Origin of the sequence: Streptomyces sp. AgN23, from assembly GCF_001598115.1 — a bacterium.
Lineage (GTDB): Bacteria > Actinomycetota > Actinomycetes > Streptomycetales > Streptomycetaceae > Streptomyces > Streptomyces antimycoticus.
Genome location: NZ_CP007153.1, coordinates 10,311,910 through 10,336,632, shown reverse-complemented (window position 1 = coordinate 10,336,632; position 24,723 = coordinate 10,311,910). Strand labels below are relative to the sequence as shown.

Below are 24,723 nucleotides of genomic sequence, written 5' to 3'. Positions count from 1 at the left end.
GGCTTGGCGTCCCCTCCCGCCTCGTGAGCGCGGTACACCTCCGGCGGCAGATCGTCGCGCGTCGCGAAGTAGTACCACGGTGCCGCATGCGACACACCGGTCGAGTCGCCGATCGCCCGCAGCGACGCGCCCACCCCCTGCACGGCGAACGACTCGATGGCGCGCGCGATGATCTGCGCGCGCCTCTCGGGGCCCTTCCGGTACGACCGCCTGCGCGCCGCCGCGGCACCGTCCTGTTCCATCCCGCCACGCTACGAAGTACCGGTGCGCCGACAGGCGACACCATCCTCGCCATCGTTCGTGGGGTGATCAGGTGGTGCCCCGCATCCGGATTCAGGGAACGAGGTGACCGGCTGCGCGGAACAGTTCGTACCACTCGGCCCGGGTGAGTCGAAGTTCGGAGCCCTGGGCGGCGCCCACGACGCGCTCCGGGCTGGTCGTGCCGAGCACGACCTGCATCTGAGCGGGGTGGCGAGTGATCCAGGCAGTCGCGATCGCGATGGCGGGGACGTCGTACTGGTCGGCGAGGCGGTCAATAACGGCGTTGAGCTCGGGGTAGTCCGGCGAGCCGAGGAAGACACCCGTGAAGAAACCGGCCTGGAAGGGAGACCACGCCTGGATGGTGATGTCGTTCAGACGGCAGTAGTCGACGATCCCTCCGCCGTCGAGGGTGGCCGACTGCTGCTCCGCGTGCATGTTCGCGGCGACCCCTTGAGCGATGATCGGCGCGTGTGTGATCGAGAGCTGAAGCTGGTTGGCCACGATGGGCTGACGCACGTACCTGCGCAGCAGGTCGATCTGGCGTGGGGTGTGGTTCGAGACACCGAAGGCGCGTACCTTGCCCGAGGATTCGAGCTCGTCGAAGGCGCGGGCCACCTCTTCAGGCTCGACAAGCGCGTCGGGGCGGTGCAGCAGCAGGATGTCGATGCGGTCAGTCCGCAGGGCCGCGAGTGAGCCCTCGACCGATGTGACGATGTGCTCGTAAGAGAAGTCGTAGTACGGCCCGTCCGTCACGATTCCCGCCTTGGTCTGGATCGTGATCTCGTCGCGCTGCGACGGGCTCAGCGCCATCGCGTCGGCGAAGCGGCGTTCACAAGCGTGCAGCTCGCCGCCGTAGATGTCGGCGTGGTCAACGAAGTCGATGCCCGCATCGCGCGCGGTGCGGACGAGTTCGCGGACGTCCTCGTCGGTCTTGTCGGCGATACGCATCAGGCCGAGCACGACGTTCGGGGCGAGAATGTCGGTGCCGGGCATGGTGAAGGTCTTCACAACGGTTTCCTTTCAGACGTTCAGATCCGCACGGTACAAGGCGGGGGCCACTCTGTACCTGACGGGGCGGAGGGAGGGTCCCTCGGCGGCGCGCGAACTCGGCGGCGAGCAGCGAGTCCCGGATACCCGCGGGACGGGATGCACCGGGGATCTCCGGCACAGTGGGCATGTTCGAGCGCGGCGACGGCGCCCTGTCCGCGGCGGTGCTCGCGGCATCCGGTTCCGCGACACCCGGCCTTCCAGCCTCCTGCCGTGGCGCACTGGGCGGAGTCGGCGGCATCGGCGTCTTCCGGGCCGCGGGCCCATGACCGGCCGCTGGGCAGGCGCAGTTCGACGCGCGGTGGAGACGGCGGCACGGGCAGGCCGCGGTTGGCGAAGCTGAACTCGAAGGTGACGAACCCGAGGTGACAGACGTGCCGGAGCCGGTCCGTGGGCCGGCGGACGATCTTCAGGACGTCGGCGACATTCTGGCCGTGAACGAAGTACTCCATGAGACGAGCGGTGGCCAGCGTCGCCGGGCTCATCGGCGGCCCGAACCAGGGAACCCTCTGCTCCCGACGCGAGGACGTGAAAGCCCTCAGCATTGCCGCGAAGGCGTCGGCCCATTCCTGTCGCAGCCGCTCCACCGGGAGATCTTTGCGGGCCGTGATGTGACCTTCCAGGGGCTCGGCCGGACCCACGTCCGTCGCAGGACGGGCACGCCGGAATTCACCGGGGGCGCCCACCGCCTCCTCGGCCAGAAGGTCGCAACCGATCAGGTGCGACACGCCGGCTCCAACGTCCCAACCGACGGCCGGAGTGGGGAGCCGCAGGTTTGTCCCCGAGGGGACGAGTGTCCGCAGCGAGTCGAACTCCGCCGTGAGATCGTCGAGCAGCTCGCGCGGGACTCCGCAGTCCATGGTGATGGCCCTTCTCCGATCAGCGAACTGAGGCAGCCCCGGTTCCGAGGTCGTCCCGTGCGACTGCGCGGCGCTCGCCGATCAGGCGGATACGAGTTGGTTGTAGCGGCTTTGGAAGAACAGCAGGGGTGACGCCGTGCTGTCGGCGTCGAGGTCGTCGACACGTCCGATGACGATGCGGTGGTCGCCGGCATCGTGTACGGCTTCGATCGTGCGGCCGATCCAGGCGACCGCGCCGTCGATGACCGGGTCTCCGTGCGGCCCGGGCCGCCAGGGCACCTCGGCGAACTTGTCGCCGCCCGAGACCGACAGCGCGCGGCAGATCCACTCCTGGTCGGTGGCGAGAACGTTCACGCAGAAGGTGCCGCGCCCGGCGATGACCGGGAAGGTCGATGACGTCTTGCCGGGCAGGAACGCCACCAGCGGAGGGGCGAGGGAGACCGAGGTGAACGAGGCGACCGTCATGCCCACCGGCCTGCCCCGCGCATCGTGCGACGTGATGGCGGTGACACCACTGGGGAAGTGCCCGAGGACGGCCCGAAAACGCGCCGTGTCGAGGACCGGGCATCGAGAGTCTGGCGTAAGCACGCTTATGCAATAGACGCGTGCTTGGGCCATTGCACGCTTGCTGATGTCTGGTCCGGCAGGCCGCGTGCTGCACGGGTGACACGCGCTCTGCCCTACATCAACCCGTTCGGCGACGGTCGCTCGTCGAACGGGGCCACGGCCGGCATGGACGAGGCTTCGCTGACGGTCACCGGTTGATTCCGCCTGGCCGCCCACCCGATGTGCGGGCGGGCAACCAGCCAGGCAGCCAGGCAGCCAGGCAGCCAGGCAGCCAGGCGATGGTGGGCCGGATCGACGAGCGTTACCGCGGCCCGTCCCTGTCCGGTCTGCTCCGCGCCCCTCAGTCCGGGTGAGGAGCAGGTTTCGTCTCCTGCGCGGCGGTGGCTCCGGCCACACGGCCGAACACCGCGACGCGCATGAGGGCGGCACCACCGGGATAATCGCTGTAGAACAGGCCACCCACAGCCTCGCCGCCCAGGTACAGACCGGGCACCGGCGTCCCGTCCGCGCTGAGCGCCCCCCGTCCGGGTCGATCCGGACGCCGCCGAAGGTGAAGGTGAGCAGTGACGGGTCATCGGGGGCCAGTGTCGGCTTGGGCTCCGGCAACTCCGTGATGTCCTTGCCCCCCTTCCTGTCCTGCCAGAAGCTCACCGTGGCAAGCTGTTCCATGCTGACGTCCGCCCCGAAGAACCGTGGCCGCCGCGCAGACCGAGAACATCGGATGCGGAACGTTGACCGCGTTGCTGGAGATCACCTCGATCCGCCCGGATCCGTTGTTCCTCACGGCAGACAGGAGGCGGCGGGTGAGATCCATCGCGCCTATCAGATGCGTTTCGAGGATGTGCCGACATGGCTCGCCGGACAGGTCCTCGAAGAACCCTGTCGTGGTAGGGCCCGCGTGGTGCAGCACCGCGCTCAAATCTGCGCCGGTGATCTCGAGAACCCGCTCGGCCGCCTCCCGGCGTGAAGAGTCGGAGGCCACATCAAGCGGGTCTTCCTCTTCAGCCGGGACGCGCTGTCTCACACCCCGTAACCTCCGTCGACGTCGAGGATCTGACCGGAGATGAAACCGGCTCGGTCGGAGGCCAGGAAGCACACAGCCTCGGCGATGTCGCCGGCGGATCCGAACCGCCGCAGGGGGATGTTGCCGCGGGCGACCTCCAGGGCCCGTTCATCCAGGTCGCCCGAACCGATCAGCCGGGCGGCCATTCCGTCGAGCAGCATTCCGGGGCCCACGCAGTTGGCACGCACCCCGAACCGGCCCTCCTCCGCGGCGAATCCCCGTACCAGCGCTTCGACGGCCCCCTTCGGCCCGGCGGAAAGGCCGTCCCGGACCGGGAATCGACGGGTGGCGGCGGTGGTGACCGCGACGATGCCGCCCCTGGTCGCGCGCAGCCGCGGCAGGGCCGGCTGCACCAGGTTGAAGAAGGCGATTGTGTCCGCCTCGATCTGCCGCCGGAACCGGTCCGGCGTCACCCGGCTCAGATGCACCATGGGCACATGCGGACCAGCCGCGTAGACGAGGGTGTGGATGCCGTCGAAGCGGTCCGCGGCCTCGTCCAGAACGCGCGCCGTCGCGTCGGCGTCCGACAGGTCCAGCGGCCAGGCTGCCGCTCGGACGCCCGTCGCCTCGGCCTCCGCGACCAGGGCGGCCCCGGCCTGGGCGTTCTTCCGGTACGTCAGTGCCACATGGCTGCCGCGTTCGGCCAGCATGCGGGTGATGGCGGCTCCGATGCCACCAGTGGCACCAGCGATCACGGCCGCACCCGGTCGGCCGTCGAAGTCCCGCATCCGATTCTCCTGTGTGTCGCCGCCGCGCCTATGCATTGATCAGTAGCCCCTCGCACTGCCCGTCGTCCGCGCGGACGGCCACCGCGCCGGTACCGCCGCCGCGCCGCCGCAGCTCGTAGGCCGGCGTCAGACCATGCGCGCACCCGACATGCCGGGCAAATGCCCGCAGGCCGGCGCCCCGCCGTTCACATTGATCCGCGCCAAGGGGACGCCCAGTGTTCTCGCGGCCTCGGCCGCGACCCCGGCCGACTCCTCATGGATCTCGAAAATGGATCTCGAAAAACGCGAGATCCGGCACACCGAGCGTGCCGCCGCGCCGCCGAGCGCCGCGCATCGCGCCCGCCGCAGGTCCAAACCGGGCTCCGCTCACCGACGCGCCGTGAGCGCCGATCGGCCGCGGACCGGTCATCGGGTGCCATAGACCGGCTGTGGGGTTTCCGAGGCGGCGAGCAGCCCCAGCGCCGCCTCGCCCGCCTCCGCCGGACTCCATCGGGCCCCTTTGTCGGCGGTCGGCCCGGGCCGCCAGCCCTCCATGACGGTGATCCGGCCGCCCTCCACCTCGAAGACGCGCCCGGTGACCCCTGTGGAGGCCGCTGAGCCCAGCCAGACGACCAGCGGGGAGACGTTCTCCGGGGCCATCGCGTCGAATCCGCCCTCGCCCGGCGCCGCCATCGTCTCGGCGAAGGTGTGCTCGGTCATGCGGGTGCGCGCGGCCGGGGCGATGGCGTTGATCTGTACGCCGTAGCGGTCCATCTCGGCGGCGGCGACGAGCGTGAGGCCGATGATTCCGGCCTTCGCGGCGGAGTAGTTGCCCTGACCGACACTGCCGAGCAGGCCGGCGCCCGAGCTGGTGTTGACGACCCGCGCCTGGGGCGTCCGGCCGCCCTTCGCCTCGGCGCGCCAGTGTGCGGCGGCGTGTCTGAGTGGCAGGAAGTGGCCCTTGAGGTGGACCCGCATGACGGCGTCCCAGTCGTCCTCGCCCAGATTGACGAGCATCCGGTCGCGGAGGAACCCGGCGTTGTTGACCAGGGTGTCGAGCCGCCCGAATGCCTCCAGCGCGGTCGTGATCAGCGAGGCGGCGCCGTCGGTGGTCGCGATGTCACCGCCATGCGCGACCGCCTCACCGCCCAGGGCCCTGATCTCGTCCACGACCCGCTGGGCCGGACCGTCCGTCTCCGCGGCGCCGTCCAGTCCCACACCGAGATCGTTGACCACCACCTTCGCTCCCTCGGCGGCGAGGGCGAGCGCGTGTGCCCGGCCGAGTCCGCGGCCGGCCCCGGTGACGACGGCGACGCGTCCGGAGCAGATTCGGGTCATCTTCACGTCTCCTTGTTGGCTGTGGCGGCGTCGAGGAAGGCGGGGCGTTCCCCGCCGCCGTGGACGAGCAGGCTCGCGCCGGAGATGTACGCGGCGCGGTCCGAGGCGAGGAAGATGCAGGCGTCGCCGACCTCGGAAGGCTCCGCGAGGCGTCCGAGCGGCACGGTGCGGCCGACTGCGGCGACGCCCGCCTCGTCTCCGTAGTGCAAAGGGGTGAGTTCGGTGCGGACCATGCCGAGGACGAGCGTGTTGATCCGTATGGTCGGTGCCCACTCCACGGCCATGGAGCGAGCGAGGCTCTCCAGTCCCGCTTTGGCCGCGCCGTAGGCGGCGGTGCCCGGGGAGGGGCGGGTGCCGCTGACACTGCCGATCATGGTGATCGAACCGCCTGCCGCCTGACGGCTCATCACCTCGTACGCGGCGAGGGAAGCGGTCAGCGGGGCGAGCAGGTTCAGCTCGATCACCCGGGCGTGCCGCTCGGGCCCGCCGTTGCCCAGTGTCCGGAACGGGGTGCCCCCGGCGTTGTTGACGAGGCTGTCCAGCCGTCCGTGGTCGGCGGCCACCCGGGCGAAAAGTTCCCTCACGGCTTCCGGATCGCGCAGGTCGACGGGGAGGAATCGGGCCGTGCGGCCATCCGCCTCCACCGTGGCGTCCGGGGTTCTGCGCGCGCAGACCACGACCTCGGCGCCCGCTTCGAGGAAGGCCCGCGCGATCCCCGCGCCCACACCCCGGGTGCCGCCGGTCACTACGGCGACCCGGCCCGACAGGTCGCAGGCCACGCTCACCATGGACCTCCCGCTGTCTGCGATCCGCTGCTACCGTGCCTAACAAATGCTTGGTAGAAAGGTAGCTGATGCGCTCATGGGTGTCTCCACCTCCGAGACGGAAAAGGGCGTCGCCGTTGTCAGCGTGGACTTTCCGCCCGTCAACGCCCTGCCCGTGCGGGGCTGGTACGACCTGGCCGACGCGGTACGCGTGACGGGCCGGGACCCCGGCGTGCGGTGCGTCGTGCTCACCGCCGCCGGACGCGGATTCAACGCGGGCGTCGACATCAAGGAAATGCAGCGCGACGAGGGCCACGGTGCCCTGATCGGAGCCAACCGCGGCTGCTTCGAGGCGTTCGCCGCGGTGTACGAGTGCGAAGTCCCGGTCGTCGCGGCCGTACAGGGCTTCTGCCTCGGTGGCGGCATCGGGCTGGCGGGCAACGCCGACGCGATCGTGGCGAGCGAGGACGCGGTCTTCGGGTTGCCGGAACTGGACCGGGGCGCACTGGGGGCCGCGACCCATCTGGCACGGCTGGTCCCCCAGCATCTGATGCGCGCCCTCTACTACACCTCGCGCACCGCCACCGCCGAGGAGCTTCATCGGCACGGCTCGGTGTGGAAGGTCGTCCCACGCGCCGAGCTGCTGGGCGCTGCCCGGGAACTGGCCCGCGAGATCGCCGCCAAGGACGGCTATCTGCTGCGGCTGGCCAAAGCCGCCATCAACGGCATCGATCCCGTGGACGTCCGGCGCAGCTACCGCTTCGAGCAGGGCTTCACCTTCGAGGCGAACCTCAGCGGGGTCGCCGACCGGGTCCGCGCCGCCTTCGGCTCGGACAAGGACAGAGGCGAGGAGGGGCAGTCATGAGCAGGGACAAGACCATGACCGCCGATGAGGTCGTCGCCCGCTTGGAGAGCGGCATGACGATCGGCATCGGCGGCTGGGGATCGCGGCGCAAACCCATGGCTCTCATACGGGCCCTCCTGCGCTCGGACATCGCCGATCTGACCGTTGTCTCCTACGGCGGCCCGGACGTCGGCCTGCTGGCCGCTGCCGGGAAAATCCGCAAGCTGATCGCGGCGTTCGTCACGCTCGACTCCATACCCCTCGAACCGCACTTCCGCTCCGCCCGGGAGCGCGGCGCGTTCGAGATGACGGAGCTGGACGAGGCGATGTTCATGTGGGGGCTGACCGCGGCCGGGCAGCGTCTGCCGTTCATGCCGATCCGGGCGGGCCTCGGCTCGGATGTGATGAGGGTCAACCCGCAGCTGCGCACGGTGCGCTCCCCGTACGACGACGGCGAGGAACTCGTCGCCGTCCCGGCACTGCGCCTGGATGCCGCGCTCGTCCACCTCAACCGGGCCGACGCGCAGGGCAACGGCCAGTACCTCGGGCCCGATCCCTACTTCGACGACCTGTTCTGCGAGGCCGCGGACCAGGCGTATCTCTCCTGTGAACGGATCGTGGACAGCGCGGAGTTACTCAAGGAACACGGCCCGCAGACCCTGCTGGTGAGCCGGGCGTTCGTCAGCGGAGTGGTCGAGGCCCCGGGCGGTGCGCACTTCACCTCATGCGTCCCCGACTACGGCCGCGACGAGACCTTCCAGCGGGCGTACGCGCAGGCCGCCGCCGATCCTGAGGCGTGGTGGAAGTTCGCCGAACAGTTCCTCTCGGGAGACGAAGACGCCTATCAGGCCGCTGTCGCGGCGTTCGCCAAGGAGGCCACATGAGCGAGAGCGTGACCCGGGCCGAATGCTGTGTGGTGGCCTGCGCCGAGGCGTGGCGCGGCGACGGGGAGATCCTGGCGAGCCCGATGGGCACCGTGCCCACGATCGGCGCGCGGCTGGCGAAGCTCACCTTCTCCCCCGACCTGCTGCTGACCGATGGTGAGGCGCTGCTGATCGGCGACGTCCCGGCGGTGGGCAGCGGTTCCCAGGTGACCGAGGGCTGGCTGCCGTACCGCCGGCACCTGGCGATGGTCGCCGGTGGGCGGCGCCACGTCATGATGGGCGCCAGCCAGCTCGACGCTTACGGCAACCAGAACATCTCGTGCGTCGGCGACTGGGCAAAGCCACGACGGCAGCTCCTCGGCGTACGCGGCGCCCCCATCAACACGCTCAACAACCCGACGAGTTACTGGGTCCCCCGGCACTCGCCACGCGTCTTCGTCGAGCGGGTGGACATGGTCTCGGGGGTCGGCTACGACCGGGCGGCGGCCGCCGAGCCCGCGACGAGGCGTTTCCACGAGATCCGCCGTGTCGTCACCGATCTGGCGGTGCTGGACTTCGCCACCCCCGACCGCTCGCTGCGGCTGCGCTCCGTGCATCCCGGCGTCACGGTGGACCAGGTGCGGGAGGCCACCGGTTTCCCACTGACCGTCCCGGACGAGGTGCCGCACACCCGTATGCCGTCGGCGGAGGAACTGCGCCTGATCCGGGAGGTCCTCGACCCGAAGGCGCTGCGCGACCGCGAGGTGCGGGCATGAACGGCGTCACGATCGCGACGCCACTGACCAAACTGGTCGGGGTCCGCCATCCCATCGTCCAGACGGGCATGGGATGGGTGGCCGGACCCCGGCTCGTCTCGGCCACGGCGAACGCCGGTGCGCTGGGCATCCTCGCTTCGGCGACGATGACACCGGGTCAGCTGCGGGCGGCGGTCCGCGAGGTCAGGTCCCGTACGGACGCGCCGTTCGGAGTCAATCTGCGGGCGGACGCGAGCGACGCGGCCGAGCGGGTACGGATCATCGTGGAGGAGGGCGTGCGGGTCGCCTCGTTCGCCCTCGCCCCCTCCCGTGAGCTGATCGCCCGGCTCAGGGACGCCGGAGTCATCGTGATCCCGTCCATCGGCGCGCGCCGGCACGCGGAGAAGGTCGCCGCCTGGGGCGCCGACGCGGTGGTCGTCCAGGGCTCCGAGGGCGGCGGCCACACCGGCAACGTCGCCACCACCGTCCTGCTGCCCCAGGTCGTGGACGCCGTGGACATCCCCGTCGTCGCCGCGGGCGGCTTCTTCGAGGGCCGTGGCCTGGTCGCGGCGCTCGCCTACGGGGCGGCGGGGGTGGCGATGGGCACCCGATTCCTGCTGACGTCGGACAGCACCGTCCCACGCGCCGTGCAGGCCCGCTATCTCGAAGCCTCGGTCCAGGACGTCACGGTCACCACGAAGGTGGACGGGCTCCCCCACCGGATGCTGCGCAGCGAACTGGTCGACACCCTGGAGCGTTCCGGCCGGACGGCGGCGCTGCTGCGCGCCGTACGCCACGCCGCGTCCTTCAGGAAGCTGTCCGGCCTGAGCTGGGCGCGGATGGTCCGTGACGGTCTGGCCATGAAGCACGGCAAGGAGCTCACCTGGAGCCAGGTCCTGCTGGCCGCCAACACCCCGATGCTGCTGCGGGCCTCCATGGTCGACGGCCGCACGGACCTCGGAGTGATGGCGTCGGGACAGGTCGCGGGCCTCATCGAAGACCTGCCGTCGTGCGCGGAGTTGGTCGAGAGGATCATGGCTGAGGCGCATGCCGCGCTGGGACGCCTGCCTCAGGCCACCTGAGCGCCCTGCGCACCGGCCGATCCGCGGGCCGTTGCCGACCCGGGTGACCGGGTCGGCGGCGGCAGGCGGGGGTGTGTGCGTCAGAGCCGTTCGACGATGGTGACGTTGGCCTGGCCGCCCCCCTCACACATGGTCTGCAGACCGAACCGGCCCCCGGTGCGCTCCAGTTCGTGCAGCAGCGTCGTCATCAGCTTGGTGCCGGTCGCGCCGAGCGGGTGGCCGAGCGCGATGGCGCCGCCGTTGACGTTGACCTTCTCCGGGTCCGCGCCGGTTTCCTTCAGCCACGCCAGCACGACGGGTGCGAACGCCTCGTTGATCTCCACCAGGTCGATGTCGTCGAGTGACATCCCGGACTTCTTCAGGGCGTAGGCCGTGGCCGGGATGGGGGCGGACAGCATCCGGATCGGGTCCTCTCCACGCACCGACAGGTGGTGGACGCGGGCGCGCGGGGTCAGGCCGTGCTCGGCGACCGCCCGCTCGGAGGCGACGAGCAGCGCGGAGGCGCCGTCGGAGACCTGCGAGGAGACAGCGGCGGTCAGCCGGCCGCCCTCGACGACCGGTGCCAGAGAAGCCATCTTCTCCAGTGAGGTGCCCCGGCGCGGCCCCTCATCGGCCGTCACCTCCCCGTACGGGACAAGCTCGCGGTCGAAGCGGCCCTCGTCGATGGCCCGTATCGCGCGCTGGTGGGAGCGGAGCGCGAACTCCTCCATCGCCTCCCGGCTGATGCCCCACTTCTCGGCGATCAGTTCCGCTCCGTAGAACTGGTTGACGGGCCGGTCTCCGTAGCGGGCCCGCCAGCCCTCGGAGCCCGCGTACGGGCCCTCGTCGAGGCCGAGCGGTTCGGCGGCCCGGCGGCTGGCGAAGGCGATGGGGATCATCGACATGTTCTGCACCCCGCCCGCGACCACCAGGTCCTGGGTACCGGAGAGCACGCCCTGCGCGGCGAAGTGCAGGGCCTGCTGGGAGGAGCCGCACTGACGGTCCACCGTGGTCCCGGGTACTTCTTCCGGCAGCCCGGCGGCCAGCCAGCAGGTGCGCGCGATGTCCCCGGCCTGCGGGCCGACGGTGTCCAGACAGCCGAAGACGACGTCCTCGACGGCGGCGGGGTCGGCACCGGAGCGCTCCATCAGCGCCTTCAGCACATGGGCGCCGAGGTCGGCGGGGTGCACGGCGGACAGGGCGCCGTCGCGTTTGCCGACCGGGGTGCGTACTGCTTCGACGATGAATGCCTCGGGCATGGCTGCTGCTCCTTCGCGGGGTCTCTATGTCTGTACGGCGATCCCGTCCAGCACCATCGACAGGTACTGGCGGGCGATTTCCTCGGGGCTGTGACGGCCGCCGGGCCGGTACCAGGACGCGGCGACCCAGACGGTGTCCCGTACGAAGCGGTAGGTGAGCCGGGCGTCCAGATCGGCACGGAAGGCGTGGGCCGCGACGCCCCGTTCCAACGTCCCCAACCACGCCTTCTCGAACTTCTCCTGCGCTGCGGAGAGGTAGGCGAAGCGGGGCTGCGCGGACAGTTGCCGGGATTCCTTCTGGTAGATCGCCACGGCGGCGCGGTGCCGGTCGATCTCCCGGAAGGACTCGGTGACCAGGGCCTCGAGGGTCGCCCGGGGGGCGAGGTCCGCTTCCAGTACGGCGTCGTATCGGGCCCACAGCTCGTCCAGGAAGCCGGACAGGATCTCGTCGAGCATCGACTCCTTGGAGTCGAAGTGGTAGTAGAGGCTGCCCGCCAGCATTCCCGCCGCGTCCGCGATCTGCCGGACGGTCGTCGCGCTGTAGCCCTGCTCGGCGAAGACGTCGGCCGCGACCGCGAGCAGTTCGGCACGTCGCGCGGGCGACGGGCTCATCGCGGGCTTCTTCTTGCCGGTCCCCGGCACGCTGGTGTTCCTTGTGTTCGGCACCCGGCCATTGTCGTCTCACGCCCGCTGGCCGCTGACCGAGACGATCTCGCCGGTCATGTACGAGGAGTAGTCGCCGGCCAGGAAGACGATCACGTTGGCGACCTCCCAGGGCTCGGCATAGCGGCCGAACGCCTCCCGCTCGGTGAGCTCGGCCAGCAGCTCGGCCGTGGTCACCTTCACCAGATGCGGGTGCATCGCCAGGCTCGGGGCGACCGCGTTGACCCGCACGCCGTAGTCGGCCGCCTCCACGGCGGCGCAGCGGGTCAGCGCCATGACTCCGGCTTTGGCGGCGGCGTAGTGGGCCTGCCCGGCCTGTGCGCGCCAGCCGACCACCGAGGCGTTGTTGACGATCACGCCTCCGGCGCCCGCCGACTTCATCCGGCGCAGCGCGGCGCGGGTGCAGCGGAAGGTGCCGTTCAGGGTGACGTCGAGGACCGTGCCCCACTGTTCGTCGGTCATCTCCGTGAGCGGGGCAGTGCCGCCGAGCCCGGCGTTGTTGACCACGATGTCGAGGTGCCCGTGCCGCTCCTCGGCGAGGTCGAGCAGGTCCGAGATCTGCCGCTCGTCGGTGACATCGCAGGGCAGGCCCGCGACCCGGTCGACGCCGAACTCCTCGGACAGCGCGTCGCACGTCTCCTTCAGCCGGCGCGCGTGGGCGTCACCGATGACGATGCGGGCGCCCTCGTCGAGGAATCTGCGCGCGGTGGCTCCGCCGATCCCGGCGCCCGCGGCCGCGGTGATCACTGCTGTGCGGCCGTCGAGCAGGGCGTGGCCGGGGACATACGGGGGCGGGCCGATGGCAGTCATACATGGGCCTCCTCGAACCTCGACGGCGCTATGGCCGTACGCTAACCTACCAAACACTTGTTAGAAAAGGAGTGTGCGGGATGCCCGCTGCCCATGACGAACCGGTGCGCTACGAGACACGGGGCCCGGTCGCACTCGTCACCATGCACCGGCCGGAGTACCGCAACGCCCAGAACTCCGCCATGACCTACGCCCTGGACCGCGCGTTCTACCGCGCCGCCGAGGACAACGAGATCAAGGTGGTGATCCTCGCCGGGTCGGGGAAACACTTCTCCGCCGGGCATGACATCGGCACCCCCGAGCGGGACGCCCATCTGCCGTTCGACCGCAAAGCCGGACTGTGGTGGGACCACTCGGACAAGACGGGCGCGGAGAGCCGCTTCGCCCGCGAGTCCGAGGTCTATCTGGGCATGTGCCGACGGTGGCGTGAGCTGCCCAAGCCGCTCATCGCGTCGGTACAGGGCGCCTGCGTCGCGGGCGGGCTGATGCTCGCCTGGGTCTGCGACCTGATCATCGCCTCCGACGACGCGTTCTTCGCCGACCCGGTGGTCCGCATGGGCATCCCCGGGGTCGAGTATTTCGCGCACCCATGGGTGATGCCCCCGCGGATCGCCAAGGAGTTCCTCTACACCGGCGAGCGGATGAGCGCCCAGCGGGCGTACGAAGTCCAGATGGTCAACCGAATCGTGCCGCGCGCCGAACTCTCCGAGCGCACCATGGAGTTGGCGACGCGCATCGCCGACATGCCACGCCTGGGGCTGGCGCTGGCCAAACGCGCCGTCAACCAGGCCGAGGACCTGCAGGGCCTGCACACCGGGCTGGACTCGGTCTTCGGACTGCACCATCTCGCCCACGCGCACAACGCGGAGACCGCCCCGGACTCGCTGGGCGGCATGGACATCCGCGCGATGAAGGAGGCCGGCACCTGATGGACCTCGACTTCAGCACCGCCGAGAACACGTTCCGGGCGGAGGCCCACGCCTGGCTCAGCGCGCATGTGCCCACCTCTCGCCTGCCCTCCCTGGAGACCGCAGAGGGGTTCGCCGCCCACCGGGAGTGGGAGCGCGCCCTCTTCGCAGACCAGTGGTCGGTCGTCTCCTGGCCGGAGGAATACGGCGGCCGGGGTGCCTCGCTCCTCCAATGGCTGATCTTCGAGGAGGAGTACTACGCGGCGGACGCACCCGGCCGGGTCAGCCAGAACGGCATCAATCTCCTCGCCCCCACCCTCTTCGAGCACGGCACACCGCAGCAGCGCGCCCGCGTCCTGCCGCCCATGGCGAGTGGCGAAGTCATCTGGGCTCAGGCCTGGTCCGAGCCGGAGGCGGGCTCCGACCTCGCGCGGCTGCGCTCCACCGCCGAGCGGACCGAGGCCGGCTGGCGCCTGAGCGGTCAGAAGACCTGGTCATCACGGGCCGCCTTCGCCGACCGGGCCTTCGGCCTCTTCCGCAGTGATCCGGCGGCGGACAAGCCGCACCGGGGGCTGACGTATGTGATGTTCCCCCTGGACGCGCCGGGCGTGACGGTGCGGCCCATAGGACGCCTCGACGGCAAGCCCGCCTTCGCCGAACTCTTCCTGGACGATGTCTTCGTACCCGACGAGGACGTCATCGGAGAGCCGGGTGAGGGCTGGCGCGTGGCGATGAGCACCGCGGGCAGCGAGCGCGGGCTGACCCTGCGCAGCCCCGGCCGCTTCACGGCCGCCGCGGACCGGTTGGCGCGGCTGTGGCGCGATGAGGCCGACCCGGCGGACACGGCCCTGCGCGACCGCGTGGCCGACGCGGTGATCGGCGCCCGCGCGTATGAACTCTTCGCCTACGCGAGCGTCTCGCGGATCGCGGCCGGAGAGTCGATCGGCGCGGAGTCCAGCCTCAACAAGGTCTTCTGGTCGGAGCTGGACATCGCGCTCCACGAGACCGCCCTCGACCTGCTCGGCCCCTATGGGGAGCTCGCCGATGACGCCACGGACGCGCCGGCACACGGTGGCTGGGCCGAGGGCTACACCTTCTCCCTCGCGGGCCCCATCTACGCCGGAACCAACGAGATCCAGCGCGACATCATCGCCGAGCGGCTGCTCGGCCTGCCGAAAGGACGCCGGTGATGCGCTTCCTCCTCGACACCGAGCAGCGTGCGTTCGCGAAGACCCTGGACGGCATGCTCGGATCGTCGGACACACCGGGCACGATACGGTCCTGGGCGGCCGGGGACGCGGGCCCCGGCCGCACCCTGTGGAGCCGGCTCGCCGAGGCGGGAGTCTTCGGCCTCGCCGTACCGGAGCGACACGAGGGCCTGGGCCCACTGCCTGTCGAACTGACCGTCGCCTTCACCGAACTGGGCCGCCACGCCGTACCGGGCCCGCTGGTGGAAACCGTCGCCGCGGCGGCCCTCCTCGACCGGCTCGGCGACCGCGCCTCTGCCGAGACGTGGCTGCCGCGGATCGCCACCGGCGCGGCGCTCGTATCCCTGTGCGCGCCCGATGCCGGGAGCCCCTACGCACTCGACGCGGACGCGGCCGACGCCGTGTTCGTCGTCGAGGACGACACCGTATGGCGGGCAGTGGGGTGCGGCCCGCCGCAGCGTTCCTCCGACCCGGCCCGCCGATTGTCCCGCCCGACGGGCGCGACGGTCCTCGTCGAGGGACCCGCGGTCCGGGCAGCGACCGCGTACGCCACCGTTGTGGCGGCCCTGACAACGGCCGCCCAGGCACTGGGGCTCGGCCGCGCGCTGCTGGACCATACCGTCGCGTACGCCGCCCAGCGCACCCAGTTCGGAGTGGCCATCGGCTCGTTCCAGGCCGTGAAGCACCGTCTGGCGGACGTTCTCCTCGCGCTGGAGTTCGCCCAGCCTCTGGTCCACTCCGCCGCCCTGGCCCTGGCCTCGGACGCCCCGTCCGCCCGCCGGGAGTGCGCGGCGGCGAAAGTGGCCGCGGGCGAGGCGGCCTACGCCGCCTCGCGCACGGCCCTGCAGGTGCACGGCGCGCTCGGCTACACCGAGGAGCTGGATCTGTCCCTGTGGATCCGCAAGGCCCGCGCCCTCCGTGATGCCTGGGGAACCCCGGCCGCGTGCCGATCACTCGTCCTCGCGCCGTGAGCGGTGTTAGCGGTTTCAGCGGGTGAGGATGATCGCGAAGGCATGGAACGAGCAGACGGGTGCCTCGGCCTCCGGTACCGCGACTTCGGCCTTGTCGGGCGGCGGCTCGGGGGCCGTTTCCGTTCGGGTCTGCGTCATCGCAGCGCTCCTCGTCGAGGAGGAGAGAGACAGCGAGGACGAGCGGAGAAGCGGGGACACGACGAACGTGCCGGCCCTCACCTACGGCGCTTGGGAGTCCGCAAGCCGACATCCGTGTGCTGGCTGATCCGTAGTCCGTTGTTCCAGGTGGGCCAGAGACGGTCTCGCCCCTGCCCGAGGCGCCTTGCGGTGGGGAACCAGTACGCCGGGGACATGGGCCGGTCAAGTGATGGAAACACGTGATTCACCCCCGCGGCCACTGGCCCAATCGGGTCCCGCGGCCGAGTGGCGCGCCAGGACAGTGGCCCGGCTCCACGCCGAGGGGCTCTACGTCGACGACGTGGAGCCCCTCAGCACTGCCCGCGGTGACCGGTCGGGGTCAGAGTGCGGTGCCCGTCTCCTCGGCCAGTGTCCGCAGAAGGCGGTCCTGGAACTCCTCGTCGTGGACCGCGCGGTGCGGCTGCCGCCGCTGACGGTGGTACCAGTACCCGCCGGTGCTCAGCGCCTGGGGTTCCTCGCTCGTCGCGAGCCACTCCTGCGTCCGATGACCGAGTTCCAGATCGTCCGGTGCTCCTGGTCCGCCCATTTTGGTCGGCACCCAGCCCGGATCCACGGCATTGCTCAGCGTCCCGGGACGCAGGCGGGCCAGCGCGGCCGCGAGGGTCGTGACGAAGAGCTTGCTGTCGGAGTACGAGCCCGCCCTCTCGCCCCGCCAGTCGATCCCGGCGAGCGAGGGATGCCCGCCGAAGTGCGAGCTGCTGCTGAGGTACACCAGCCGGCGCGGCCCGGGCAGCAGGGCCGTGAGCAGGTACGGGGCGATGATGTTGACCGGCATGACGGGGCGTCCGCTCCACACGCCGGCGTTGTGGATGACCGCGTCCAGCGGCTGTGTGTCGTTCAGCTCGGCGGCGATACGCCGTACGGCGTCACGGTCGGCGAAGTCGCCCACGACGAGATGGGCTCCCCGGTCGACCAGCGCGTCGAGGCCCGCCGCACGCTCGTGGTTCCGGGCGTGTACGACGACGTCGTGCCCCGCGGACAACAGGGAGTCCGCCGCGGCACGTCCGAGGCCGTCCGCCGAACCGGTCACCAGGATCCGGCTCACAAGCGCACCGCCCGGTACATGGCTGCTTCTCGCATAGGAGTGTTTCCCCTTTCGCTCGTGGTTGCCCGCCGGGCGCGTTCACGCTTCGTGGAGCGCGCCGTGCCGCCGAGCGGTAAGTCGCTCGGCGGCGCGGTGGGGCAAAGAAGTTCTGACGGCTCCTTCCCCGCTCGGGCCGGGAAGACCTGCTTCGCGACCGTGATCGCCGTCATGGCTTCGGGCCAGCCGGCGTAAGGGGCGAGGCGGGACAGGTCTCATCCCGTGGTGAGTACGGTCCCCTGCGTGCCGTCCTCCGCTCCCGGCGCGCTCTCCGCCGTGCGCCCCCGCAGCGCCGTCAGCACCAGCAGTGCCGAGAGCAGGGCAGCCGAGCCGCACACCATGAAGCCGATCGCGTAGCCGTGACCGAGTGCGTCGAGGGCGTACGCGCGGGCCGCGCCCGGCGGGGAGGTGGCGGGGACGGAGTTCAGGGCGAGGGGGCCGCCTTCCGTCAGCACGTCGTGCGCCGCCGCCTTCGACTCCGCGTTCAGGGACGACGAGGTGGCCAGCGACGAGTTCACCCGGGACGCCGCCTGGCTCAGCGCAACCGCGCCGATGACCGCGGGTCCGAGGGTGAAACCGAAGTCGCGCAGCAGGTTGGTGGCCGCGCTGGCCATGCCCGCGAGCTGCGGTGGCACCGTGTTGACGGCGGTCGCGGTGATGGAAGACACCGTGAGGGCGAAGCCGATGCCGACCAGGCCGAGCGGCACGATCAGCGAGGTCAGGTTTGGGTCGCCGATGTCGAGCCCGGCGGCCAGGAAGTCGCCGACGGCGATCAGTGCCAGACCGGAGGTGAGCAGCGCCCGTGCGGGCAGCCGGTGCAGCAGCCGGGAGGTCAGCGGGGTGAGCACCGGGGTGATGCCGTTGAGCAGCAGGAACGCGAAGGCGGTGCGCATCGGACTCTGGTGCTGGACGGGGCCGAGCCGGATGCTCACCGCGTAGGCGGTGCCCAGGAAGCTGAACATGCCCACCACCGCGACGACCGACGCGATCGCGAAGGAACGGTTACCGAACAGGCCCAGGCGCAGCAGGGGCGAGCGGGCCCGGCTCTCGGCGGCCATGAACAGGCCCAGGAACACAGCGGCGGTCACGAACGCCACGACCACGGGAGTCGATCCCCAGCCGCCGGCCGGCCCTTGGATGACGGCGTACAACAGGGCGAACAGACCGACGCCGATGGTGATCTGGCCGCCGATGTCCAGCGAACGGCCCTCTGGCGCACGGGAGTTCACGGCGAGCCACAGGCTCACCAGGGCGCTGACCGCGGCCAGCACGGCCACCACCGCGAACGCCGAGCGCCACGAGCCATAAGTGCCGGTGATGCCGCCGAGCAGCGGCGCGAGGAAGCCGCCCGCGGACAAGCTGGAGGCCCACAGGGCGATGGCGCGGGCGCGCTGGGCGCCGGTGTGCGTGCCGGCCGCGATCATGGCGAGCGAGGTGGGAAAGAGCGCGGCGGCGCCGAGACCGGCCAGCGCCGGCTACCCTCAACGGCCTGTTCCAGGAACACCTCCACCCTGTCGGGTCCCAACTCACCTGGATCTCCGACGCGTTCCTGCTGCCCGTGACCATCCTCGAACTCTCCTTCGGTGTGCTGGGCGACCTTTTCGGCCGCAAACAGCTTCTCGTCGGCGGCGCCGCACTGCTGTGCGCGGGCGAGGTCGTCGCCGCGAGCGCCTCCGGCATCCACCAACTGTGGGCGGGACAGCCTGTGCCTCGAACATCCTCTCTTGCAACGCGTTTCGCCCGCAACGCGGTTGTGCGTGGCACGATTCGATCCGGCCCCCTTCGCCGAGTCGGAGCGGGACGCGTAGCAGGGCTCTGGGCCAGCACGTACCCGTCCATCCCGTCTTGCGTCGTTCCACGGCACAAGATGCTGTACGTGCGGCACGGTCTGCGCAGGATTCAGCGTATGGCGAAGCTCCGACAACAGGAGTTCGCGGCACTCAGCAGGCCCGGTGACAACAAGTCAGTTGTCGCGATCCGTCAGGGGACGACCTCGGAGTGAGGTGAGGACGAGGCGGCGGTAGCGCGTGGTGAGGAGTGCGGCGGTGGCGGCGAGGGCGCCGGTGGTGGCGGTGAGGAGGTGCCAGGGGTTCTGGTCGCCGAGGACTTGGAGTGCGCCGAGGGCGGTGCCCAGGGGTAGACCGAGGATGGTGAGGATGCCGAGGGCGCCGCTGAACTGCTGGTTTTCCTGGGTCTGGATGAGCCGGTTGTGGTCGGCGGCCTCGGCGAGGATTTCGGTGAAGCGGTCGGAGAGGCGGTATTGGTGCTGGTAGGCCATGAGGAGGTTATTGGCGGTGCCGTGGGTGGTGAGGTGCTGGCGCCAGTAGGTGCTGCGGAAGTGGGCGATCCGGCACTCGAGACCGGCCAGGCGGTTGGCTTCGCCGGGTCGCTGGCGCTGTCCAGCCGGCGTTGACCTTCGAGTTGGTTGAAGCCCAATGATGGCGGGGTGCTGAATTCTGAGCTGATGCCGATCGGGGTCTTCGCCCAGCGAAGTGGGCTGACCTCAAGCGCCTTGCGGTTCTACGCCGACTCCGGGCTGCTGCGGCCTGCCGAAGTCGACCCGGTCTCGGGCTACCGCTACTACAGCGCCGACCAGGTAGCACATGCCACCACGCTACGTCAGCTCCGTGAGATCGCCATGCCCCTCACCGCTGTCGCGGCCGTTCTCGACGCCGGGCCTGACGAGGCGTTCCGGCTGATTGACGAGCACGTCGCCAAAGTTCTCGGGGACGCGGTAGCCGCGCAGCGCGCCGCCGTGGTTCTCAAGTCCTCGCTCGTCGACACGCCGAGTCTGCCGATCACCGCGCTGAAGGGCCCTGTGTTGGCTGACGCGGTCGAGCAGGTCCTGACCGCGACCGCCTGCGAGCCAGGGATGCCGGTACTCGGCGGCCTACGCCTTGAGGCGACGCCAGAAGCGATCACGCTGACCGCCACCGACCGTTACCGGCTCTCCACCCGGACCCTGGTGCCCGGCGAACCAGCAACTGCGACATGGGCTGCCACACTCCACGGCGACGAGTTGCGGGCGGCGGTCGCCGAGATCCGCCGCAGCGCGCTGGTGCGTGTCGAGGCGACGCCGCACGGAGTCTGGCTACGCCTCGCGGACCGAGAAGACCAGTGCTGCCGGTTGCTGACGGAGGAATTCCCCGATTACCGGCTGATGCTCGCGTCACTGCCCGAGGTCACCGCCCGTGTGACGGTCTCCAAGGATCTGCTCCTGCGAGCGCTCGAAGAGCATCCCGGCGAGCGGATCACGCTGCGCGCGGACCACCAGGGCATGAACGTCTTGCCAGCGGGTGACGCACACCCCGACGCGCACATCCCGGCCGCGGTCACGGGGCGGTGCCTGCAGATCTCTTTCCACCTGACCACGCTCTATCCGGCGGTCAGCGTCGCCCTCGGCCCCGATGTGATGCTCGACCTGCGGGGACCCGACCAACCCGTCACCATCCGCTCGGCCGATCGCGGTGATCTCACCACCCTGGCCATGCCCATTAAGCCCGACCACTCAGCCTGAGCAAGACGACGAGGACCACTCCCATGACCACCACTCCCGCCGACCCCGACCCGACCATGGAAGCCATTGGCCACGCCGTCACCGAAGGCCGCCTCGGCAACGTCGCCTCCGCCCGTCACCAACTCCTGCGCCTGTGGACCGCGATCGGGGTCGCCGGCGACCCACTGCACCGCTGCACCCTCGCGCACTACCTGGCAGACCTCTACGAAGATCCCGCCCAGGCTTTGGCCTGGGACATTCGAGCCCTGGACGCCGCCGACGCCGTGACCGAACAACGCGTTCAAGAGCATCACGCCAGCCTCCATATCGCGGGCTTCTACCCGTCCCTACACCTCAACCTCGCGGACAACTACCGCCGACTCGGAACCTTCGAAACCGCCACCGCGCACATCGACGCGGCCAAAGAGCACGCCCCCAACCTCCCCCAAGGCCCTTACGGCGACACGATCCGTACCGCTATCGAGCAGGTCGCCGAAGCCATCAGCCAGGGGGACACCGCGCAGCGCGCCTCTGCCCCGGGACCCACTGCATAAGACACAAGAACGCGTCACTCACCGTCGAAGGCAGGCGTCGACTCATACAGGCCAGGTAGCATCAAGCACGTTGTCATTGTCAGGGGCGGGTGGCAATGATGGCCTCGGTGCGTACAAGCTCCTCGAAGCGGCCGTCGGGGTTGAAGTCGGTGAGAGCTTGGCGCAGGTCGCGTTCGAAGGCGTCCTTGCGGTCGCCGAGCTGGGCGGGGCTGGAGTAGCTGTAGGAGAACTGCAGGCCGACGACCTCGTCCAGGGTGCGGGTGACGACGCGGTCCCAGTGGGCGGTTTCGACGGTGGAGAACGGGGAGCGGGCCAGCACGTCCCGGTGGCGTTCTTTGGGGTGGGTGTAGGTGCTCGATCCGGCCCGGCGCGCGGGGCCGAGGTAGCGGGTGCGGACGTCGGTGATGACCTGGAGCCAGAGGGCGGGCTCGACGTCGCCGGGGGCGCCGCCGGAGGCGAGGACGACGGCCCCGTTCGGCTCGATGAGCTGGTCCAGGCCGTGCAGGGTCCGGTCACGGTCCATCCAGTGGAAGGCCGCGCCCATCACGGTCAGCAGCACCGGTTCCAGGTTCATGCCGAGCAGGGTGGTGGAGTCGCCGCGTCGCCAGTCGATGTTGGTGATGTTCTGCTGGGCGGCGAGTTTGCGGCCTTCATCGAGCATGCCCTACCTGCTCTGAGGAGCGATCATCTGCGCGGCTTGCGAGCGCAAGATGCAGGGCCACTGGGTCCATGAGCAGGCGTACTACTGCCGTCGCTTCCCCGACCAGTTCGCGCTCGCCAACAGGATCCACCACCCCCGTGACGTCTACTTGCGCGAGAGCTGGGTCATCACCCCGCTCGACGACTGGCTGGCCAAGGTGTTCCTCCCACGTCGTCTCGACGACACCATCGACCTCATGGCTACCGCGGCGGCCCCCGCACGAGAGACCACGGCCATTGCGGCTGCCCGTCAGGTGATCGCCGACTGCGACGCCAAGCTCGCCACCCACCGCGCCACCCTCGAAGCCGGCGCCGACCCCGCCGTCACCCAGTGGATCGCAGAAGCCCAAGCCCGCCGGGCCAGGGTCGAAGCCGAACTGCGCGCGTCACCGAAGGAGGCGGGGACTCGGATGTCCCGCGACGAGATCGCCCGGCTCGTCCGCTCGATCAAGGACCTGGCCGCCGTGGTGCGCCAGGCCGAGCCGCAGGACAACGCCGAGATCCACCGGCAGCTCGGGGTGCGGCTCACGTACGGCTCCGGGAAACACAAAGTGCTGGCCGAGATGAGACTCAACCAGCACTCACGCGATACCCGTGGGCTATCAGTACGTGTCCGAGGGGGTATCTGGACCAATACCCCACGGCTCACGCCCCTCACGACGGTGCTGGCGCTGGCGTAGCCACCGCCAGCACCGCCCCGGGTTCATTACAGAGCTCAGGTTGTGGTTGTGACCTGGGGCTTCTCGGATGGCTCCGCGCACGGGCCGCCCCTCAAAGCTGGCGCAAGGCGCCGTGCGGGTCAACGATCGCGGTCACGATCGGGAAGGAGGCCACGCCCTCCTGTGCACCTTTCACGACACCCAGGAGACCCGCGTCGGGGACATCCCCTGGATCGGACGCCGCTACCTCGGCTCTGTCCGCAGTTCCGTGAATCCCCAGGTCAGGGACGGGAACGGGGGATCGTTTCAGCAGGGTGTTTCCTGCCATGGCGAGCAAGACGGTCGAGCATGTGCTGTTTCCCGGGATCGATGTGCGAGTGGAGCGTGTCAGCGACTCCTCCGGCAGCCTGGTGGTGGAGGCGGTATCCACCGCGCGCCCGGGCCGCTGCCCGGACTGCCGGAAGCAGGCGCGACGCGTGCACAGCTCATACCAACGCACCCTGACAGAAAGGCCGTTGGGCTCCCGACAGGTCATGGTCCGGCTCCGGGTGCACCGGTACTTCTGCGACCGCAGGAGCTGTTCCCGCAGGACGTTCGTCCAGCAGGTCGGCGGTCTGACTGAGCGGCACCGCCGGTCGAGCGTCGGCCTGACGGACTGGCTGCGGGCGATCGCGGTCGAGCTTGGTGGCCGTCCGGCCGCGCGGCTGTGTCACCGTCTGCGGCTGGCCGCGGGCCGGACCCGGCTCCTGCGGCTGCTCAAGGCGCCGGCGGTGCCGGACCGCGCCCCGCAGGTGCTGGGAGTGGACGAGTTCGCCTTCCGCAAGGGCTGCACCTACGGCACCGTGCTGGTCGACGTCGAAGCCGGCCGGGTCGTGGACGTGCTGCCCGACCGCACCTCGGAGACGTTCGCGGCCTGGCTGGCCGGGCATCCCGGCGCCGAGATCATCTGCCGTGACCGGGCCACCGCCTACACCAAGGCCGTCAAGGGGGCCGCCCCGGACGCCCTGGAAGTCGCGGACCGCTGGCACCTGCTGCAGAACCTGTCCGCCGCGGTGGAGAAGACCTGCCACCAGCACCGCAACTGCCTGCGCAAACACACCGAAGAGGAGGTGGCGAAGACGGTGATGGACGTGCCGGAGCCGCAACCGATGCTGTTACCGCCCGCCGAGCTGCCCCGCACGCAGATCATCGAACGCACCCGCCACCGCTACGAGGACGTCCACCGACTGCTGGAGAAGGGCTGGACGATCAGCGCCATCGCCCGCAGGCTGAACCTCGACCGCAAGACCGTGCGCCGCTTCCGCGACACCGACCTCGACCAGATGCTGGCCTCCGCCCGCGACCGTCGCCCGAACGGCGTTCTGGAACCACTCAAGGCATACCTCAACGCCCGCTTCACCGAAGCACAGGGCCAGGCCAGCGGCATCCGCCTCTTCTTGGAGATCCGTGAACGCGGCTACCAGGGCAGCCGCCAGGTCGTCCGCAAACACCTCGCCGCCCTGCGCGCGGGCACCGCCGAACCGGTCCGGGCCGACATCCCCAGCCCCCGGAAGATCACCTCCTGGATCATGCGGCCCCGCGACACGCTCACCGAGAGCCAGGAGGAGCGGCTGCTTCAGATCCGGCTCGCCTGCCCGGACATCACCCGGGCCTGCGACCTCGCCCGAGCTTCGCCGATCTGGTACGTCACCAGCGCGGATACCTGCTGCCGCAGTGGATCCGCCAGGCAGAGCAGGACGCGCCGAAGCCGATGAGCGGATTCGCCGGCTTCCTCCGCAGGGACCTCGACGCCGTCACCGCCGGCCTCACCCTGCCGTGGAGTTCGGGAGCTGTCGAAGGGCACGTAAACCGGGTGAAAACGCTCAAGCGAGCCATGTATGGCCGGGCCTCATTCGAACTCCTCCGGACCCGCATCCTCACCCAGCCATGACCTTCACGGAACTGCGGACAGAGCCCTGAAATCGGCCAGGGCTACTCGTCGCCTCACTCGCTCCGGAGTTCAACAGAGTGGGGAGTTGGCACGAGCACGGTGCGCGTGGTCGGCCAGGGCCGCCCGCTCGTGGAGTGTGCGGGCCGTGTCCGGCCGT

26 protein-coding genes and 1 pseudogene are annotated in these 24,723 nt (G+C 70.3%); 12 read left to right on the top strand and 15 right to left on the bottom strand.

Features of this window, described 5'->3' with window-relative positions; all coding sequences use genetic code 11:
- Nucleotides 1–333: 333 nt before the first annotated feature.
- The 7 genes from AS97_RS44060 to AS97_RS44025 all read right to left on the bottom strand — a co-directional run bounded on the left by AS97_RS44060 (nucleotide 334) and on the right by AS97_RS44025 (nucleotide 6,628).
- Nucleotides 334–1,269, bottom strand: coding sequence for an aldo/keto reductase (locus AS97_RS44060; RefSeq protein ID WP_059142288.1), 936 nt, complete (start codon nucleotides 1,267–1,269; stop codon nucleotides 334–336).
- 980 nt (nucleotides 1,270–2,249) lie between these two features.
- Nucleotides 2,250–2,786: a flavin reductase family protein gene (locus tag AS97_RS44050; protein WP_247204692.1), complete on the bottom strand. Its 537-nt coding sequence runs from the start codon at nucleotides 2,784–2,786 to the stop codon at nucleotides 2,250–2,252.
- 520 nt (nucleotides 2,787–3,306) lie between these two features.
- Nucleotides 3,307–3,759, bottom strand: coding sequence for an SDR family NAD(P)-dependent oxidoreductase (locus AS97_RS44045; RefSeq protein ID WP_185929754.1), 453 nt, complete (start codon nucleotides 3,757–3,759; stop codon nucleotides 3,307–3,309).
- Nucleotides 3,756–4,526 carry an SDR family oxidoreductase gene (locus AS97_RS44040; RefSeq protein WP_059142285.1) on the bottom strand — a complete coding sequence of 257 codons (771 nt, stop codon included), beginning with the start codon at nucleotides 4,524–4,526 and terminating at the stop codon, nucleotides 3,756–3,758. Before AS97_RS44040 ends, AS97_RS44045 begins: the two co-directional genes overlap by 4 nt.
- A 126-nt stretch (nucleotides 4,527–4,652) precedes the next feature.
- Entirely contained in the window at nucleotides 4,653–4,880 is a 228-nt protein-coding gene (locus AS97_RS44035; protein WP_210566882.1) for a hypothetical protein, read from the bottom strand.
- A gap of 51 nt (nucleotides 4,881–4,931) precedes the next feature.
- A complete protein-coding gene (locus AS97_RS44030; protein ID WP_059142284.1) occupies nucleotides 4,932–5,843 on the bottom strand; it encodes an SDR family oxidoreductase in 912 nt (303 codons plus the stop codon).
- 2 nt (nucleotides 5,844–5,845) lie between these two features.
- Complete coding sequence (locus tag AS97_RS44025) at nucleotides 5,846–6,628, bottom strand: SDR family oxidoreductase (RefSeq protein WP_247204875.1); 783 nt, start codon at nucleotides 6,626–6,628, stop codon at nucleotides 5,846–5,848.
- Between the two features lie 76 nt (nucleotides 6,629–6,704).
- Between AS97_RS44025 and AS97_RS44020 the strand changes: the two genes are divergently transcribed.
- The 4 genes from AS97_RS44020 to AS97_RS44005 are packed head-to-tail and all read left to right on the top strand — an operon-like array spanning nucleotide 6,705 to nucleotide 10,151.
- Entirely contained in the window at nucleotides 6,705–7,472 is a 768-nt protein-coding gene (locus tag AS97_RS44020) for an enoyl-CoA hydratase family protein (RefSeq protein WP_125756704.1), read from the top strand.
- Complete coding sequence (locus AS97_RS44015) at nucleotides 7,469–8,335, top strand: CoA-transferase (protein WP_059142281.1); 867 nt, start codon at nucleotides 7,469–7,471, stop codon at nucleotides 8,333–8,335. Before AS97_RS44020 ends, AS97_RS44015 begins: the two co-directional genes overlap by 4 nt.
- Nucleotides 8,332–9,090 carry a CoA-transferase gene (locus AS97_RS44010; protein WP_059142280.1) on the top strand — a complete coding sequence of 253 codons (759 nt, stop codon included), beginning with the start codon at nucleotides 8,332–8,334 and terminating at the stop codon, nucleotides 9,088–9,090. The genes AS97_RS44015 and AS97_RS44010 overlap by 4 nt, the downstream gene beginning before the upstream one ends.
- Complete coding sequence (locus tag AS97_RS44005) at nucleotides 9,087–10,151, top strand: nitronate monooxygenase (protein WP_210566880.1); 1,065 nt, start codon at nucleotides 9,087–9,089, stop codon at nucleotides 10,149–10,151. Before AS97_RS44010 ends, AS97_RS44005 begins: the two co-directional genes overlap by 4 nt.
- An 80-nt stretch (nucleotides 10,152–10,231) precedes the next feature.
- Here AS97_RS44005 and AS97_RS44000 read toward each other — a convergent pair whose 3' ends face one another.
- The 3 genes from AS97_RS44000 to AS97_RS43990 all read right to left on the bottom strand — a co-directional run bounded on the left by AS97_RS44000 (nucleotide 10,232) and on the right by AS97_RS43990 (nucleotide 12,862).
- Entirely contained in the window at nucleotides 10,232–11,389 is a 1,158-nt protein-coding gene (locus AS97_RS44000; protein WP_125756700.1) for an acetyl-CoA C-acetyltransferase, read from the bottom strand.
- Between the two features lie 24 nt (nucleotides 11,390–11,413).
- Entirely contained in the window at nucleotides 11,414–12,001 is a 588-nt protein-coding gene (locus tag AS97_RS43995) for a TetR/AcrR family transcriptional regulator (protein WP_059142366.1), read from the bottom strand.
- A 69-nt stretch (nucleotides 12,002–12,070) separates the two neighbouring features.
- The gene (locus tag AS97_RS43990) at nucleotides 12,071–12,862 is read right to left on the bottom strand and encodes an SDR family oxidoreductase (RefSeq protein WP_086707350.1); all 792 of its coding nucleotides are present in this window, start codon (nucleotides 12,860–12,862) and stop codon (nucleotides 12,071–12,073) included.
- Between the two features lie 80 nt (nucleotides 12,863–12,942).
- On the opposite strand from AS97_RS43990, the gene AS97_RS43985 reads away from it, so the two are divergent.
- The 3 genes from AS97_RS43985 to AS97_RS43975 are packed head-to-tail and all read left to right on the top strand — an operon-like array spanning nucleotide 12,943 to nucleotide 15,949.
- Nucleotides 12,943–13,791, top strand: coding sequence for an enoyl-CoA hydratase (locus AS97_RS43985; RefSeq protein WP_210566879.1), 849 nt, complete (start codon nucleotides 12,943–12,945; stop codon nucleotides 13,789–13,791).
- Nucleotides 13,791–14,960, top strand: coding sequence for an acyl-CoA dehydrogenase family protein (locus AS97_RS43980; RefSeq protein WP_210566878.1), 1,170 nt, complete (start codon nucleotides 13,791–13,793; stop codon nucleotides 14,958–14,960). The genes AS97_RS43985 and AS97_RS43980 overlap by 1 nt, the downstream gene beginning before the upstream one ends.
- The gene (locus AS97_RS43975) at nucleotides 14,960–15,949 is read left to right on the top strand and encodes an acyl-CoA dehydrogenase family protein (protein ID WP_086707353.1); all 990 of its coding nucleotides are present in this window, start codon (nucleotides 14,960–14,962) and stop codon (nucleotides 15,947–15,949) included. The genes AS97_RS43980 and AS97_RS43975 overlap by 1 nt, the downstream gene beginning before the upstream one ends.
- A gap of 15 nt (nucleotides 15,950–15,964) precedes the next feature.
- Here the strand turns inward: AS97_RS43975 and AS97_RS48790 are convergent, their stop codons facing one another.
- The 4 genes from AS97_RS48790 to AS97_RS43960 form a co-directional block, all read right to left on the bottom strand.
- Nucleotides 15,965–16,087, bottom strand: a complete 123-nt coding sequence (locus AS97_RS48790) for a hypothetical protein (RefSeq protein WP_282615713.1) — start codon at nucleotides 16,085–16,087, stop codon at nucleotides 15,965–15,967.
- 379 nt (nucleotides 16,088–16,466) lie between these two features.
- A complete protein-coding gene (locus AS97_RS43970; protein WP_059142273.1) occupies nucleotides 16,467–17,192 on the bottom strand; it encodes an SDR family NAD(P)-dependent oxidoreductase in 726 nt (241 codons plus the stop codon).
- A 251-nt stretch (nucleotides 17,193–17,443) separates the two neighbouring features.
- Entirely contained in the window at nucleotides 17,444–18,652 is a 1,209-nt protein-coding gene (locus tag AS97_RS43965) for an MFS transporter (protein WP_247204691.1), read from the bottom strand.
- Between the two features lie 539 nt (nucleotides 18,653–19,191).
- Nucleotides 19,192–19,506 (bottom strand): hypothetical protein, encoded by a 315-nt coding sequence (locus AS97_RS43960; RefSeq protein ID WP_059142272.1) that lies wholly within the window; start codon nucleotides 19,504–19,506, stop codon nucleotides 19,192–19,194.
- 186 nt (nucleotides 19,507–19,692) lie between these two features.
- Between AS97_RS43960 and AS97_RS43955 the strand changes: the two genes are divergently transcribed.
- Entirely contained in the window at nucleotides 19,693–20,745 is a 1,053-nt protein-coding gene (locus AS97_RS43955) for a MerR family transcriptional regulator (protein ID WP_247204690.1), read from the top strand.
- Nucleotides 20,746–20,768: 23 nt separating this feature from the next.
- Nucleotides 20,769–21,278: a hypothetical protein gene (locus tag AS97_RS43950; protein ID WP_086707357.1), complete on the top strand. Its 510-nt coding sequence runs from the start codon at nucleotides 20,769–20,771 to the stop codon at nucleotides 21,276–21,278.
- A gap of 79 nt (nucleotides 21,279–21,357) precedes the next feature.
- Here the strand turns inward: AS97_RS43950 and AS97_RS43945 are convergent, their stop codons facing one another.
- On the bottom strand, nucleotides 21,358–21,939 hold the full coding sequence (locus AS97_RS43945) for a class I SAM-dependent methyltransferase (protein WP_247204689.1): 582 nt from the start codon (nucleotides 21,937–21,939) through the stop codon (nucleotides 21,358–21,360).
- Nucleotides 21,940–21,988: 49 nt separating this feature from the next.
- Here AS97_RS43945 and AS97_RS43940 point away from each other — a divergent pair, with 49 nt between their 5' ends.
- From AS97_RS43940 to AS97_RS48170, 3 genes and pseudogenes are all read left to right on the top strand, one after another.
- A complete protein-coding gene (locus AS97_RS43940; RefSeq protein ID WP_210566877.1) occupies nucleotides 21,989–22,657 on the top strand; it encodes a hypothetical protein in 669 nt (222 codons plus the stop codon).
- Nucleotides 22,658–22,962: 305 nt separating this feature from the next.
- The gene (locus tag AS97_RS43935) at nucleotides 22,963–24,390 is read left to right on the top strand and encodes an ISL3 family transposase (RefSeq protein ID WP_210566876.1); all 1,428 of its coding nucleotides are present in this window, start codon (nucleotides 22,963–22,965) and stop codon (nucleotides 24,388–24,390) included.
- Between the two features lie 5 nt (nucleotides 24,391–24,395).
- A pseudogene (locus AS97_RS48170) lies at nucleotides 24,396–24,566 on the top strand (transposase); the annotation flags it as partial.
- Nucleotides 24,567–24,723 lie beyond the last annotated feature (157 nt).

What these genes read in the sequence shown, in the direction of transcription:
- AS97_RS44050 (WP_247204692.1), bottom strand. Translation starts at nt 2,786, where the DNA reads ATGGCCCAAGCACGCGTCTATTGCATAAGCGTGCTTACGCCAGACTCT.
- AS97_RS44040 (WP_059142285.1), bottom strand. Translation starts at nt 4,526, where the DNA reads ATGCGGGACTTCGACGGCCGACCGGGTGCGGCCGTGATCGCTGGTGCC.
- AS97_RS44030 (WP_059142284.1), bottom strand. Translation starts at nt 5,843, where the DNA reads ATGACCCGAATCTGCTCCGGACGCGTCGCCGTCGTCACCGGGGCCGGC.
- AS97_RS44020 (WP_125756704.1), top strand. Translation starts at nt 6,705, where the DNA reads ATGGGTGTCTCCACCTCCGAGACGGAAAAGGGCGTCGCCGTTGTCAGC.
- AS97_RS44015 (WP_059142281.1), top strand. Translation starts at nt 7,469, where the DNA reads ATGAGCAGGGACAAGACCATGACCGCCGATGAGGTCGTCGCCCGCTTG.
- AS97_RS44010 (WP_059142280.1), top strand. Translation starts at nt 8,332, where the DNA reads ATGAGCGAGAGCGTGACCCGGGCCGAATGCTGTGTGGTGGCCTGCGCC.
- AS97_RS44005 (WP_210566880.1), top strand. Translation starts at nt 9,087, where the DNA reads ATGAACGGCGTCACGATCGCGACGCCACTGACCAAACTGGTCGGGGTC.
- AS97_RS44000 (WP_125756700.1), bottom strand. Translation starts at nt 11,389, where the DNA reads ATGCCCGAGGCATTCATCGTCGAAGCAGTACGCACCCCGGTCGGCAAA.
- AS97_RS43995 (WP_059142366.1), bottom strand. Translation starts at nt 12,001, where the DNA reads ATGAGCCCGTCGCCCGCGCGACGTGCCGAACTGCTCGCGGTCGCGGCC.
- AS97_RS43990 (WP_086707350.1), bottom strand. Translation starts at nt 12,862, where the DNA reads ATGACTGCCATCGGCCCGCCCCCGTATGTCCCCGGCCACGCCCTGCTC.
- AS97_RS43985 (WP_210566879.1), top strand. Translation starts at nt 12,943, where the DNA reads ATGCCCGCTGCCCATGACGAACCGGTGCGCTACGAGACACGGGGCCCG.
- AS97_RS43980 (WP_210566878.1), top strand. Translation starts at nt 13,791, where the DNA reads ATGGACCTCGACTTCAGCACCGCCGAGAACACGTTCCGGGCGGAGGCC.
- AS97_RS43975 (WP_086707353.1), top strand. Translation starts at nt 14,960, where the DNA reads ATGCGCTTCCTCCTCGACACCGAGCAGCGTGCGTTCGCGAAGACCCTG.
- AS97_RS48790 (WP_282615713.1), bottom strand. Translation starts at nt 16,087, where the DNA reads ATGACGCAGACCCGAACGGAAACGGCCCCCGAGCCGCCGCCCGACAAG.
- AS97_RS43965 (WP_247204691.1), bottom strand. Translation starts at nt 18,652, where the DNA reads ATGATCGCGGCCGGCACGCACACCGGCGCCCAGCGCGCCCGCGCCATC.
- AS97_RS43960 (WP_059142272.1), bottom strand. Translation starts at nt 19,506, where the DNA reads ATGGCCTACCAGCACCAATACCGCCTCTCCGACCGCTTCACCGAAATC.
- AS97_RS43955 (WP_247204690.1), top strand. Translation starts at nt 19,693, where the DNA reads ATGCCGATCGGGGTCTTCGCCCAGCGAAGTGGGCTGACCTCAAGCGCC.
- AS97_RS43950 (WP_086707357.1), top strand. Translation starts at nt 20,769, where the DNA reads ATGACCACCACTCCCGCCGACCCCGACCCGACCATGGAAGCCATTGGC.
- AS97_RS43945 (WP_247204689.1), bottom strand. Translation starts at nt 21,939, where the DNA reads ATGCTCGATGAAGGCCGCAAACTCGCCGCCCAGCAGAACATCACCAAC.
- AS97_RS43940 (WP_210566877.1), top strand. Translation starts at nt 21,989, where the DNA reads ATGCAGGGCCACTGGGTCCATGAGCAGGCGTACTACTGCCGTCGCTTC.
- AS97_RS43935 (WP_210566876.1), top strand. Translation starts at nt 22,963, where the DNA reads ATGGCGAGCAAGACGGTCGAGCATGTGCTGTTTCCCGGGATCGATGTG.